Below are 12,225 nucleotides of genomic sequence, written 5' to 3' on the forward strand. Positions count from 1 at the left end.
GGCACGTCCCATCTGCGTCGCGTCTGGACGCAGCTGCGTTCCACTTGGACGCGCTTTGGGGCCTCCAAAGCCCCCCTTTCACGTCAACCCCCTGAAAAGACGTGAAACGGGCTGTTGGCACGAACCACGCATGGTGGTTTCGCGTGGCGCCGCGAGCAACCGGGCGCCCAGCCGTCAGCGAGTTCGGGAACGCGGAAGGAGGGGCCGCTCCTTCCGCGTTCTTCATCTCCGCTACACTGCCTCCTTCCGAAGCGGCCCTTGGCGGGTACTCTCGGATGGCACCGGACGGAGGCGAGTGGATGCACGAGGAGATGCCGCAGCTCATGAGCGCGCTGCGGGGGGCGAAGGATTTCGAGACGGCCGCGGCCACCACCCTGAAGCGCATGTTGGCCGTTGCCCAGGACGCTGTTGCGTCCAGCCGGTACGCAGCCCGCGCCAGGGTGCTCCGAGGAATCGTCCACTTGCGCCCCGGTGAGGCCTATCGTCGCCTCGCCGCGCTGGATGTGGGAGCCACTGAGATTACGGATGCGAGTGTGGGGACCCCGTTCTTCACCTCGGCCACGGCGTGGCGCGCCGTCGTCGAGCACCGCTGCGCGGTGTCCATCGACGTCAACGTGGGCACGGTGCAGCCGCACGCACCGGACGCACCCGTGACGGGCGACCCGGGACTGGCGGGCTTCCACAGCAACGAGAGCCGCCAGCGCTTCCTGGGGCGCCATGCGACGCACGTCTGCGTGCTGCCGCTGCGCACGCCGGGCGGCAGCATCGAGGGGATGATCTCCCTGGAGGCCGACTGTCTGGCCGCGATGGGGCAGGAGTTCGTCTGGCGCGACGTCGGCGAGCAGCTCCAGTTGCTCGCGGACGTGGCCTCGCCGTACCTCGCGGGCCTACCGCAGCGGCCCGTGGCCACGCCGGAGGTGGACGAGTACCTGCCCGTGGTGGGCCGCTCCATGGCGGAGCTGCTGCCCATCCTGCGCGTCTTCGCGTTGCAGGATGAGACCATCCTCATCAGCGGCGCGACGGGCGCGGGCAAGTCGCGGCTGGCGCGCTGGTGTCACGAGCGCTCCAACCGTCGCAGCAAGCCCTTCGAGACGTTGGACCTGGTGACGGTGCCCGAGGACCTCCAGATGGCGGAGCTCTTCGGTTGGAAGAAGGGCGCCTTCACGGGCGCGGTGAGGGACGCACCCGGCAGCGTGGCGCGCGCGGATGGCGGCACGCTGTTCATCGACGAAATCGACAAGCTGTCGCTGAAGGCGCAAGCGGGTCTCTTGCACCTGCTGGAGTCGCGCAGCTACCGGCCGCTGGGCGAAGGCACCGGCGAGCGACAGGCGGACGTGCGCTTCATCATCGGCACCAACGCGGACCTGCACGCGGAGGTGCGCGCGGGCCGCTTCCGCGAGGACCTCTACTACCGCGTCAACGTGCTGCCGGTGCGCATGCCGGCCCTGCAGGAGCGCCAGGACGAGATTCCGCTCTGGGCCCAGTACATGGTGAACCGGCGTCACCGCGAGCGCTCGCCCGAGGGCAACGCGCGCGTGACTCAGGACGCGGAGCGGCTGCTCGTGGGCAGCTCGTGGCCGGGCAACCTGCGACAGCTCGACAACATCGTCCGCCGCGCCTACACGCTGGCCATGGTGGAGCACGCCGTCTCCGGTGGAGAGCTGGTGCTCCACGAGAAGCACGTCGCGCGGGCGCTCGATTACGAGCAGGCACCGGGCAGCAAGCCGCTGCCAGAGGCGCTGCGGGCCGCCGCGCAGGCGTTCGTCGCGGAGGCGCGTCGTCGCAACGCGCCGCTGGACCTGGACCTCGCGGATGCATTCCGAGGTCTGGTGCTCGGCATGGCCATCCGTCAGGTGGGGCGCGACGAGGGCTTCAAGCTGCTCGGCCGCGAGAGCCTGGTGAAGAACCGCAACCACCACAAGGCGCTCAAGCGCGAGCTGGAGAAGGTGGAGGCGCTCTACAAGGCACTCGGTGAGGAGAGCTCGCCCTTCGCGGACCTGCTGTCGGAGGACGAGGCGGCCTGAGTCCGGCCAGTGGCCCGCGGTACAATCCTCGTCGAGAGGAGCCGTTGCTAGCTTCCCGGTCCACGATGCCCGGGGGTGAACCGTGAAGCTCCTCTCGAACAGCGCCATCGTCACGGGTGGCGCGCAGGGAATCGGTCTGGCTGTCGCCTCGCGCCTCATGCGCGAGGGCACCAGCGTGCTGGTTTTCGGACGAACGGAGACGAAGGTGGCCGAGGCCGCCGAGCGCCTCAATCGGGAGGCGGAGGGGCGTGCTCGCGCCGTGCCCTTCGCTGGCGACGTGTGTCGGGCGCAGGACGTCGCGCGCGCCCACGCCGTCGCCACCGCGCAACTGGGGCTGCCCGGCATCCTGGTGAACAACGCGGGCTCACTCTCCCTGACGCTGCTCGTGGACCTGCCGGAGGAGGAGCTGGACCGCGTGCTCGCGGTGAACCTGAAGGGGCCCTTCCTGATGATGAAGACGTTCGCCCGCGCGCTCATCGCGGAGAAGCACGCCGGCGCGGTGGTGAACGTCTCCTCGCTCTGCCAGGAGGTGGTGACGGAGGGGTTCGGTCACTACTCCGCCTCCAAGGCGGCGCTGGCCCAGCTGTCGCGGTCAGCCGCCCTGGAGCTGGGGCGCCATGGCATCCGCGTCAACGTCGTCGCGCCGGGCGCCACCCTCACGCCCGTGGCCGCCGCCTTCATCGAAGAGCCGACGGTGCGCCGCGAGCTGCTCGCGCGCACCCCGCTGGGCCGCGCCCATGGGATGCCCGAGGACGTGGCCCGCGCCGTCGCCTTCCTGTGCTCCGAGGAGTCCTCCTGGGTGACGGGAGAGAGCCTCTTCGTGGACGGAGGCAGCCACCTGCGGGGCCTGCACAGCTACTGGGACGCGCTGAATCCGCCCCGGTAGCCGCCGCCCGGAGCGGACGTGATTCCCGTCGCGCCTCGCGCCAGCTCGTCACACACGAGCGCCTGGAGCCGGAAGGCCATGCGCGCCTCCTGGATGATTTCGCGCGCCTCGTCCTCTTCCAACTCCAGCCCGTCGATGCGGGAGTGGAGCCGCACGCGGAACTCCGCCAGCTCCAGGGGCGTGGCCGCGCCGTGGAACAGGGTGCCGCGTGAGTCCTCCAGCTCGAAAGCCCGGGTGATGACGCGCGCGCGCTCCGGCGCCGCGAAGAAGTCCAGCACGCACCGCGCATAGACATGCGCCACGAGCAGGTGCGGCGCGTCCTCCGCCACCTCGCGCAGCCGCTCCGCGTGCAGGCGCGTCTCCACGCACGCGAAGGTCTCCGTGCGCGTCTCGCCGCAGAAGTAGGCCAGGTCCGCCTCGAGCGCGGTGGCGCGGCGCAGCTCCGGCATCAACAGCACGGGCGTCAGCGCGGTGCGCGCCACGCGCGGCAGCACGCTCTCGAACGTCGAGTAGAGCACGTGGAGCTGGCGCAGATAGCTCACGTAGTGCTGGGCCTGGACGAACTGGCCGTAGATGCCGTCCCAGGTGTCCACGAAGAGGGCCTGCATGAAGATGGAGCGCTCGGCCTGCTGATGGGCCCGCGCCGTGCCTTCCGCGAGCAACACGGACAGTGGCGCCGCCGTCACGCGGGGCTCGGCCGGAGTGAGCGCCTCCGCTTCGTTCTCGCTCAGGCGCCGCACGCGCGCGGATTGCTCCGTCCGCGACACCCGCAGGGTGCCGGTGGCGCTCACTGCTTCCACCCGCCCAGCAGTGACGACGCGGACTCGGAATCGGACTCCTCGGCGTGCCCACGCTCCGGCTCGTCCAGGTTCTGCAGTGCCTCCGCCATCGTCAGGCCAATGGCGCGCAGCACCTCCTCCTCCACCCGAATCGTCACCGGGCCCAGGGCCAGATGGATGTGACCACAGGTGCAGCGCGTCACCTCGGCGCATGGCCCCCGCGCAAGCACTCTCTTGCCGCATCCCTGACCGAGCATCTCGTGTCTCCTTGATTTTGATTTTGATTATCGAAATCAACAAGATGATGCGCGAAACCCGAACGGGAGTCAATCCCGGGAGGTTTCGGTGGGGTTACGGCGTGTCGGTGGGAGGCGGTGGCGTGTCGTCGGTGGGAGACGGCGGCGCTTCCATGTCGTCCGTGGGAGGCAGAGGCGCTTCCATGTCGTCGATGGGAGACGCTGCCGTGTCGACGGTGGGGGATGCTGCCGTAGCGGGCCCGGCGACGAGCGGCTGGCGTTGCTTGTCCCTGAGTCCGACGAGGACGCTGGAGCCGTTGGAAGTGGCACGCAGCTCGCCGTAGCGCGCTTGTTCGTAGTGGGCCGCGTGGCCTTCCTGGAAGAAGAAGGACTCGGCGCCCAGGCGCGTCCTGCCGTTGCGTCGGCGGTAGCGCAGCTTGAGCTCTCCGGGGGCGAGGGGCTGGTCGGGGCTGTCGATGCGCACGAAGTGCCCGACGCCGTGTTCGTCCAGGTTGAGCACGAGCAGGCCGGAGCTGGGGCCGCTGGGGCCGTCGGCGTTGAGGGCGCGGCTGACGTCGTAGTCGAGCACCATGTAGTCGCCCTGCATCAGCGAGCGCGGGTCTACAGGCGCCAGCTCCAGCAGCACGCTCTGTCCGGTGGCGAGGACGTGCTCCTTCTGGACGACGAGGCCCAGTGGAACGAGGAGCGCGAGCGCGAGTCCGAGGAAGAAGAGCGTCGAGCGCATCAGTGTGCCTCCGCGGTCGTCGTGGGGGGCGCGGGGTGTCGCCGTGAGAGGGCCTGGCGGAGCGCGAGGAAGACGAGGCCGCTGCCCGCCAGCGCGATGGCCTTGGCCAGCAGGGTGAGGCCCAGGTCGTAGTAGTACCAGCCGCCCGAGGCGAGGAGGAACGCGACGGCGATGCCGAGCAGGATGTTGCTGCGGCGGTGGAAGCCGAGCGTCAGCAGGCCCACCGAGGTGATGACCGCGGGCGTGTGAGGGGTGAGCAGGGCCGTCACGGTGAGCGCGGCGAAGACGGCGGCGCCGGCTCCTCCCGCGGGGTCCAGCTTCAGCTCCTTCATGACGTTCCACGCGGTGAAGAGGGTGATGGCGGTGAGTCCCACGGTGAGGGAGGGGACAGGCAGGGCCACGCGGTCGAAGAAGAAGGTGCCGATGACCTCGGGGAGGCCTCGCGCGAGCAGCACCCCCGGGATTCCGCTCGCGAGCGCGAAGCCGACGGGGCGGACGAGGTCGCCGCGGGGGCCGGCCGTCAGGCGTGACTGGAAGAGGAAGAGGCCGTGCATGAGCGCCGCGCACGCGAGGATGCCCAGGTCCAGGCCGATGCCGCCCAGTCCATCCCAGAGGAGGAACAGCGCCGCGCCGCCCATGTTGAGGGTGGCGAGGAATCTCAGGATGGGGTCGGGGAAGGTGAAGAGCAGCGCCGCGCAGACGATGAAGTGGGTGATGGCGGGGATGCTCTCGTTCCGGGACAGGATGGCGATGCCGGTGGTGATGAGGCCCACACCGGCCAGGGCGAGCGCGAGGGCGAGCTGTTCGAGGAAGGCGCCCTGGCCCGAGCGGCGGAGGAAGGTGGCGCCGACGCAGAGCAGGACGCCGAGGACGATGAGGGCGGCCTCTTCATTGTGGATGCCGATGCAGCCGAAGAAGCTCAGCAGGAAGCCGGCGGCAATCCAGGCGCCGAAGCCCGCGAGGGCTTTGACGAACCAGGGGGTGGCGGTGCTGTTTCGCTGGTGGACTTCCAGGGTGGCGAGCGCGCGGGCCTCGGCGTGCTCATCGAGCTGACCTTCGTGTTGGAGTCCTTGGAGGACGTCTCGGAGGGAGGGACGCAGGGACATGTCAGGACTCCTCGGAGGCGCCGGTGGCGCGGGCCTCGGTGCGCAGCCAACCGACGGCGAGCGCGACCTGACCGATGACGACGAAGGGGAGGATGAAGAGGGTGAGCGTGTTGGTATCGAAGTCGACGATGAGGACGCGGCCGACGGCGGTGGTGACGAGCGTCATGAGGCCGAGCACGCCGAGGGTGAGCAGGAACAGCTCGCCGCGGAGGTGGCGGTGGAGTGCGTAGTCGGCGGCGAAGGTCGCGAACATCAGGAGCAGGGCGAAGCCGGCGCCGGCGCCGGCTTCGGAGGGGATGACGATGAAGGCCACCGCGGCGGCGAGGAGCGGGGCGACGGTCAGCACCGCGAGCACGCGAGGCATCCACCGTACCTGGAGCCAGGGGACGCGCAGGTTGGCGAAGTGCTCGTAGGTGGCCCAGGCGAAGCCATTGAGGAGGCCCAAGGCCACCGCGAGCCAGTTGATGAACCGGCCCGTGTCTCCGAGGACTTGTTGCTGGAAGAGGACGAGGCCGGTGTTGGCGAGGACGACGAGCAGCATCCACAGGGGTGGGAAGCGCGACATGGCCACCCACGGGAGGATGAGGAAGGCCCAGCCGACGAACAGCTCATACGGGTCCGCGCCCGTCTGGTAGGCCTGTCCGTAGACGGCGAGCAGCGCGCCGACGAGGACGGCGGAGGCGAGCAGGCAGAACTGGCCGGCGAGTCTGTCGCCGAGCTTGCGAGCGCCCAGCGCGGTGCCGGCGATGGCGGCGGCGATGAGGCCCATCTTGCCGAAGCGGTGCAGGGCGGCCCAGTTGTACGCGAAGAAGTAGATGACGCCGGAGAGCACCAGCAGCGAGCCGAGTGCCAGCAGCGTGGACGACACGAAGCGGCGCCAGGCTTCAGCGGGAGGCGAGGCGGTGGACAGGTAGAGCGCGCGCTCCAGGTTGGACGGAGGGATGACGCTGGCGTCCGTCAGCGCGCGGAGGCGCTCGGGGGTCGCATCGAGGTCGAGCAGGTCTTTCGGCACGGCCGCGCAGTGTAGCCAAGACGAGGTCCACACGGGAGCCACGCGGACCAGGGGCGAGCCCAGGCGGGCTCACGAAGGGGCATGGTAGGTTGCCCGCGTCGCGAGCAGTCGAGGTCGGGTGGTGCCGTTCGAGAGGGAGCGGAGTCCATGTCCCAGGTCTTGCTTGCCTCGCTTCGAGTCATGACGTGGTGGGTCTGCGTGCTGCTGGCCGGGTGCTCGACGACGAGCACCGGGAGGCACTCGCGGTCTGGTCGCTACGAGCAGACGGTGGACTCGGCGACGAACGCGTGCCTGAAGAATCCCGCCTGTTACACGCAGGTGGGAGAGGATGCCGTCCTGCCGTGGTTGGCACGCACTGCTTCAGGGGCGCGGACGGTGGTCGCCACGCTCCGGTTCCTGGAGGCGGCGGAGCTCGCCCAGGTGGAGGCGGTGCTCATGGACTGTGCGAAGCAGGCCAACTTCGAGGTGAATGAGCGGATGCTGGGGGAAGGGAAGAGGCCAACCCGGGAGTGGTGCGCGAAAGAGGCGAGGCGCGATGCGAGGAACAACGTGGTGACGTGGGCCATGGAAATGGGGAGCGCCAAGCACGAGGTTGCATTGGAGTGCGCCCGTGCGAGATTGGGAGAGCGGTTTCCGGAGAGCTTCAGTGTGGAGCCTCGTTACTTCCGAGACCCGCAGACGGGCAGACTGCGTTTGCTCGACCCCGAGGAAGTAAGACGCTGGATCGAGGATGGCTTGTTCCGCCTCTTGGTGGGAACACTGGTCCCGGACCTCGTCATCCATGCTTCCGGAAATCCCCTCTCGGTGCAGAGGATCTACGACTTCAAATTCCCGTGTGCGGATTTGAGCGCGCCCAGATGGGGACCCACTTCTGCAACGGATAGTTCTGGAAGACGACTCACGCAAGGAGAGTTGTACGATTCGGCCCTGACGCCAAGGCTGCAATCTGTCCAGGTCTCGCCTGGATACGGGGTCACAAGATGAGTCCACGATATCCACGGATATGTTTGCCGTTCCTCGTGGAAACGGAGGATGAAGAGGTCCTCATCCTGCGAGACAGCGTGTGCATCACCTTCTACGTGGACCGCAATCACGACGAGATTGCGCAGGCGGTGGCGAAGTCTTTGTCCCGCTATGAAGCCGCAGTGGGATCTGAGTCGCTTACCCAGTACGTTGACAATGAAGGTGACTGGCAGGAGCTTGACGCGAGGGGCAGGGCGTTCGTTCAGGCGGAGTTCGAGATGCCGCTCTCCGCGCGCATCGAGCTGAGCGATAGCCCGAAGTCGTTGAGTCATTCATTCAGCTATCGAGGAGAGTCCCCAATAGAGTCTTGGGGCGAGTCCGAAAAACACCGGCCTGTATCGTCCGTGGAGTTCTATCTACCCACGGAGTTCTTGCTTGAGCATGGAGCGAGCCGAGTCCGTGATCTCGCCATGGAGTTGGGTGCGGAACTGCCTTTTACTTCGGGACACGCGGGATTGTCGTTTCACATTGCCGCTTGGATGCGAGACAACACGCCCGTCGTTCGGGCACTGAGCCAACGCCATCCGGGCTTCAACCTCCCAGGGATTGACAAGCTTCGCCGCGTCATGGGTTCAAGAACGCGTGGGGCCTCCTGGCTCACGTTCCTGGGGCAGCCCATCCTCGGTGGACTGGGTGGCGTGGCGGGGCTGCGCGCTCAACTGAAATCTCCGGGCACCACGGTGCAGGAGATGTCGGGAGACCGAGCGGTGGTGTCCCTGGGCGAATGGCCCGAGGCTGGAGACCTGGAGACTGGAGACACGTTGCCGCACTACCGTGAGCTGGCGCGTGTCCTCGAACCTTGGATGTACACCCACGGTGACGCCCACTGGGGCGGCCTCACCCCGGAAGAAATCCATCGCTGGGAGCGCCGCTTCCTTGATTGACTCGCGACGGTAAGGACACCGCCATGCTCCACGTCGGACGCAGTCGCTACAGTCGCTTCATCGCTCGCTGCTGCCTCGTCGTCACCTGGGGCCTCGTCGGCACGGTCCACGCCCACTCCGCGCAGTCCGCCGCTCCCGCCATGTCCTCCTCTCCCACCCTCACCATTCCCGCACCCCAGGCGCTCGCGGCGCAGTGGGAACAGGTCCACTCGAAGGTTCTCCCGGTGGCGCCGCTCGTCCGGCACCCCGACGTGGAGCAGCACCTCAAGGCCCTCCAGGCCCGCGCTCCCGACTTCTTCAAACTGGAGGTCGCGGGACACTCGGTGGAGGGCCGCGCGCTCTACCACGTCACCCTGGGCACCGGCCCGCGCCACATCCTCCTCTGGTCGCAGATGCACGGCGACGAGCCCACCGCGACCACCGCGCTGCTGGACCTGTTCGAGTACCTCCGCGCGCATCGCGAGGAGCCGTGGGTCTCCCGACTGCTCTCCAGGCTCACCCTCCACGCCGTGCCCATGCTCAACCCCGACGGCGCCGAGCGCTTCCAGCGCCGCAATGCCCAGGGCATCGACATCAACCGCGACGCCCTCTCGCTCCAGACGCCCGAGGCCCGCGCGCTCAAGTCCTTGCGTGACAAGCTCCAGCCCGCCGTCGGCTTCAACCTGCACAACCAGGGCTGGCGTCACGGGGTCGGCGACACCGGCCGCCCCGCCTCCATCTCCCTGCTCGCCGCTGCCTTCGACCGCGCTCGGAGCGACAACCCCGGCCGCATCCTCGCGAAGAAGGTCTGCGCGGTGATTCGAGACGCCGTGGAGACGCTCGCGCCAGGGCAGGTGGGTCGCTACGACGACTCCTTCGAGGTGCGTGCCTTCGGCGACAACATGACGCTCTGGGGAACACCCACCGTCCTCATCGAGACCGGCGCGTGGCCGTCGCTGCCTCCAGATGAGCCCCTCGTCCGCCTCAACTTCGTCGCGCTCGCCACCGCCCTGGATGCCCTCGCGAGCGGCCAGGCCGAGAAGGCCGACGTCGCCCGCTACGACTCCATCCCCGAGAACGAGAGCTCCGGCATCGTCCACCTCCTGCTCAAGGGCGTCGGCATGTTCGGCGTGGACGGCAAGCCCTTCACCGGTGACGTGGGCATCGCCGTCACCCGAGCCGTGCGGAACCAGGGCAAGAGGCTCCAGCTCGCGCACGTCGGCAAGGTCGAGGAGCTCGGCGACCTGCGAATCCTCGGCGCCCTCGAGACAGTGGACGGCACGGGACTCTTCGTCGTGCCGCTGACAGGCAAGGGCGCGAAGCCCGGGGACACCTACAAACTCACGCGCCCCGCGAAGCAGGCCCTGTCCCTGGGCCAGCGCGCGGACCTGATGCTCCTGAAGCCGCTGGAGTCATCCGGCACCTACCGCATCGAGCGCGTCATCCGCTTCGACCCCTGAGCCCCCGCGCTAAGGCGCCTCCGCCTCCAGGAACGCCTTCAGCTCCGGGAGCACGCGCTCGGGGCGCTCCTGATGAGGGCTGTGCGCCGCATCCACGCGCAGCAACCGCGCCCGAGGAAGCCGCCGCATGGCCTCCTCGGCGAGCGACAGGGGCAGGACGTCCTCGCGCTCCCCCCAGATGAGCAGCACGGGCACCTTCACCTCCCCCAGCCGCTCGCGGTGGTGGAACACGGGCCCCGTCAGCGGCACCAGTCGATTGAAGGCCCGCGTCGCCGCGTCGCGCCCTCCCGGGGCCGACACCAGCTCGTACCCCAGCTCCCCGAGCCGCTGTCCCAGGGGCGTCGGCACCGGAGGCATCAGTCGCGCCCAGGCCCAGGGCCCCAGGGCGCGAGCCAGTCGCTCCGGCCCCGCGTGGAAGAAGAGGCGGGCCTTGCGCTCCAGCTCCGGCCCCAGCCCCATGCCGTCCACCAACACCAGCCGCTCCACCGGCACGCGAGCCCGCAGCGTCAGCTCCAGCCCCACCAGCCCGCCCAGCGAGTGGCCCACCACCGTCACGGGTCCGGGGGCCAACTGCTCCAGCAGCGCCTCCACGGGGTCCGTGAAGAAGCGCACCCCCTCCTCGGCCGAGCGGACGGGCCCCTCGCCAGGAGACGACATCCCGAAGCCGGGCAGGTCCACCGCCAGCACCCGGTGCCCTCGGGCCAGGGCCGTCAAGTACGCGAACCACGTGGAGGCCGCCCCGCCCCGTCCGTGGAGGAGCACCACCGTGGGGCCCTGTCCCCCCTCCAGGACTCGCAGCGCGCCCCCTCCGGGGACCCAGTGCACCGTCGCCTTCACCACGGGGGAGAGCTGGGCCAGGAGGCCCGCCTCGACCGGGCCCGCCGTGGGGGACTTCGCCAGGGGGGAGCCCTTCATGAGGGACTCCGGGGCCCCATCGGGCGGCGCGGAGTGCTACAGAGGGTGGGGGGAGAGCGGGCCATGGGTGGAGCCCTCCGGGGGGCTGGCTCGGAACTTACTGGAATGCCCGGCCTTCTGCGGTGTTGAGCCCGATACCCGGTCAACCCTAGGCTGCCCGCCGCCAGTCCTTACCGAGGCGTCATGAACACGGACATCCGCGCGCTAAACGAACGCGTGCAGCAGGAAAGCAGCTTCGTCGAGGTCCTCAACCAGGAAACCGGCAAGGTCATCGTCGGCCAGCGCTACATGCTGGAGCGCATCCTCATCGGCTTCTTGTGCAATGGCCACGTCCTCCTGGAGGGCGTGCCCGGTCTCGCCAAGACGCTGACCGTGCGCACCGTGGCGGACGCGCTCAGCGCCAGCTTCATGCGCATCCAGTTCACCCCGGACCTGCTGCCCGCCGACGTGGTGGGCACGATGATCTACAACCAGCAGGCGGCGAACTTCACCGTCCGCAAGGGTCCCATCTTCGCCAACATCGTCCTCGCCGACGAAATCAACCGCGCCCCCGCCAAGGTGCAGTCCGCCCTGCTGGAGGCCATGGCCGAGCGACAGGTGACGATTGGCGACCAGACCTTCGGGCTGCCCTCGCCCTTCCTCGTCCTCGCCACGCAGAACCCCATCGAGCAGGAGGGCACCTATCCGCTGCCCGAAGCGCAGGTGGACCGCTTCATGCTCAAGGTGAAGGTGGGCTACCCCACGCGCGACGAAGAGAAGGTCATCATGGACCGTATGTCCGGTGGCACGACTCCCCGCGCGCAGAAGGTCATCGCGGTGGAGAACCTGGTCCGCGCCCGCGAGCTCGTCCATCAAATCTACATGGACGAGAAGGTGAAGGAGTACATCCTCAACGTGGTGTTCGCCACGCGCGAGCCCGGCAAGTACGGCCTCAAGGATCTGGCGGACTACATCCAGTTCGGCGCCTCGCCGCGCGCCACCATCTCCCTGGCGCAGGCCGCGCGCGCGCACGCCTTCTTGCGCCACCGGGGCTTCGTGACGCCCGAGGACGTCAAGGCCATCGCCTTCGACGTGCTCCGCCACCGCATCGCCATGACGTATGAGGCGGAGGCCGAGGACCTCACCCCGGAGAAGATCATCCAGCGCGTGTTTGATCGCGTCGAAGTTCCCTGACCG

At 68.8% G+C, this 12,225-nt stretch carries 12 protein-coding genes; 6 read left to right on the plus strand and 6 right to left on the minus strand.

All coding sequences use genetic code 11. The features are described from left to right. Positions 1-299: 299 nt before the first annotated feature. Together ACN469_RS42880 and ACN469_RS42885 are read left to right on the plus strand one after the other, a co-directional pair. Positions 300-2,024: a sigma-54-dependent transcriptional regulator gene (locus ACN469_RS42880; protein WP_498778101.1), complete on the plus strand. Its 1,725-nt coding sequence runs from the start codon at positions 300-302 to the stop codon at positions 2,022-2,024. Between the two features lie 82 nt (positions 2,025-2,106). Continuing rightward, a complete protein-coding gene (locus ACN469_RS42885) occupies positions 2,107-2,910 on the plus strand; it encodes an SDR family NAD(P)-dependent oxidoreductase (protein WP_498778103.1) in 804 nt (267 codons plus the stop codon). On the opposite strand, the gene ACN469_RS42890 is transcribed toward ACN469_RS42885, so the two are convergent. From ACN469_RS42890 to ACN469_RS42910, 5 genes are all read right to left on the minus strand, one after another. Further along, positions 2,880-3,701, minus strand: a complete 822-nt coding sequence (locus ACN469_RS42890; protein ID WP_498778105.1) for a biliverdin-producing heme oxygenase — start codon at positions 3,699-3,701, stop codon at positions 2,880-2,882. The two genes, ACN469_RS42885 and ACN469_RS42890, sit on opposite strands and share 31 nt — an antisense overlap. Continuing rightward, positions 3,698-3,946: a hypothetical protein gene (locus tag ACN469_RS42895; RefSeq protein WP_498778107.1), complete on the minus strand. Its 249-nt coding sequence runs from the start codon at positions 3,944-3,946 to the stop codon at positions 3,698-3,700. The genes ACN469_RS42890 and ACN469_RS42895 overlap by 4 nt, the downstream gene beginning before the upstream one ends. Positions 3,947-4,040: 94 nt before the next feature. Next, positions 4,041-4,670, minus strand: coding sequence for a GDYXXLXY domain-containing protein (locus ACN469_RS42900; RefSeq protein WP_498778108.1), 630 nt, complete (start codon positions 4,668-4,670; stop codon positions 4,041-4,043). Then, complete coding sequence (locus ACN469_RS42905) at positions 4,670-5,776, minus strand: DUF4401 domain-containing protein (RefSeq protein WP_498778109.1); 1,107 nt, start codon at positions 5,774-5,776, stop codon at positions 4,670-4,672. Before ACN469_RS42905 ends, ACN469_RS42900 begins: the two co-directional genes overlap by 1 nt. 1 nt (position 5,777) lies before the next feature. Next, positions 5,778-6,788: a DUF2157 domain-containing protein gene (locus tag ACN469_RS42910; protein WP_498778111.1), complete on the minus strand. Its 1,011-nt coding sequence runs from the start codon at positions 6,786-6,788 to the stop codon at positions 5,778-5,780. A gap of 147 nt (positions 6,789-6,935) precedes the next feature. On the opposite strand from ACN469_RS42910, the gene ACN469_RS42915 reads away from it, so the two are divergent. From ACN469_RS42915 to ACN469_RS42925, 3 genes are read left to right on the plus strand one after another with little or no spacing between them, the layout of a single operon-like run. Then, on the plus strand, positions 6,936-7,772 hold the full coding sequence (locus ACN469_RS42915; RefSeq protein ID WP_498778112.1) for a hypothetical protein: 837 nt from the start codon (positions 6,936-6,938) through the stop codon (positions 7,770-7,772). A gap of 23 nt (positions 7,773-7,795) precedes the next feature. Then, the gene (locus tag ACN469_RS42920) at positions 7,796-8,695 is read left to right on the plus strand and encodes a type VI immunity family protein (RefSeq protein WP_498778114.1); all 900 of its coding nucleotides are present in this window, start codon (positions 7,796-7,798) and stop codon (positions 8,693-8,695) included. 23 nt (positions 8,696-8,718) lie between these two features. Further along, entirely contained in the window at positions 8,719-10,134 is a 1,416-nt protein-coding gene (locus ACN469_RS42925; RefSeq protein WP_498778116.1) for a M14 family metallopeptidase, read from the plus strand. Between the two features lie 9 nt (positions 10,135-10,143). Here ACN469_RS42925 and ACN469_RS42930 read toward each other — a convergent pair whose 3' ends face one another. Beyond that, positions 10,144-11,049 (minus strand): alpha/beta fold hydrolase, encoded by a 906-nt coding sequence (locus ACN469_RS42930; RefSeq protein WP_498778118.1) that lies wholly within the window; start codon positions 11,047-11,049, stop codon positions 10,144-10,146. Positions 11,050-11,232: 183 nt separating this feature from the next. Here ACN469_RS42930 and ACN469_RS42935 point away from each other — a divergent pair, with 183 nt between their 5' ends. Next, the gene (locus tag ACN469_RS42935) at positions 11,233-12,222 is read left to right on the plus strand and encodes an AAA family ATPase (RefSeq protein ID WP_498778120.1); all 990 of its coding nucleotides are present in this window, start codon (positions 11,233-11,235) and stop codon (positions 12,220-12,222) included. The last annotated feature ends 3 nt before the right edge of the window (positions 12,223-12,225 follow it).

Source organism: Corallococcus terminator, assembly GCF_049194865.1.
GTDB classification, from domain to species: domain Bacteria; phylum Myxococcota; class Myxococcia; order Myxococcales; family Myxococcaceae; genus Myxococcus; species Myxococcus terminator_A.

What these genes read in the sequence shown, in the direction of transcription:
- ACN469_RS42880 (WP_498778101.1), top strand. Translation starts at nt 300, where the DNA reads ATGCACGAGGAGATGCCGCAGCTCATGAGCGCGCTGCGGGGGGCGAAG.
- ACN469_RS42895 (WP_498778107.1), bottom strand. Translation starts at nt 3,946, where the DNA reads ATGCTCGGTCAGGGATGCGGCAAGAGAGTGCTTGCGCGGGGGCCATGC.
- ACN469_RS42900 (WP_498778108.1), bottom strand. Translation starts at nt 4,670, where the DNA reads ATGCGCTCGACGCTCTTCTTCCTCGGACTCGCGCTCGCGCTCCTCGTT.
- ACN469_RS42905 (WP_498778109.1), bottom strand. Translation starts at nt 5,776, where the DNA reads ATGTCCCTGCGTCCCTCCCTCCGAGACGTCCTCCAAGGACTCCAACAC.
- ACN469_RS42915 (WP_498778112.1), top strand. Translation starts at nt 6,936, where the DNA reads ATGTCCCAGGTCTTGCTTGCCTCGCTTCGAGTCATGACGTGGTGGGTC.
- ACN469_RS42925 (WP_498778116.1), top strand. Translation starts at nt 8,719, where the DNA reads ATGCTCCACGTCGGACGCAGTCGCTACAGTCGCTTCATCGCTCGCTGC.
- ACN469_RS42930 (WP_498778118.1), bottom strand. Translation starts at nt 11,049, where the DNA reads ATGAAGGGCTCCCCCCTGGCGAAGTCCCCCACGGCGGGCCCGGTCGAG.
- ACN469_RS42935 (WP_498778120.1), top strand. Translation starts at nt 11,233, where the DNA reads ATGAACACGGACATCCGCGCGCTAAACGAACGCGTGCAGCAGGAAAGC.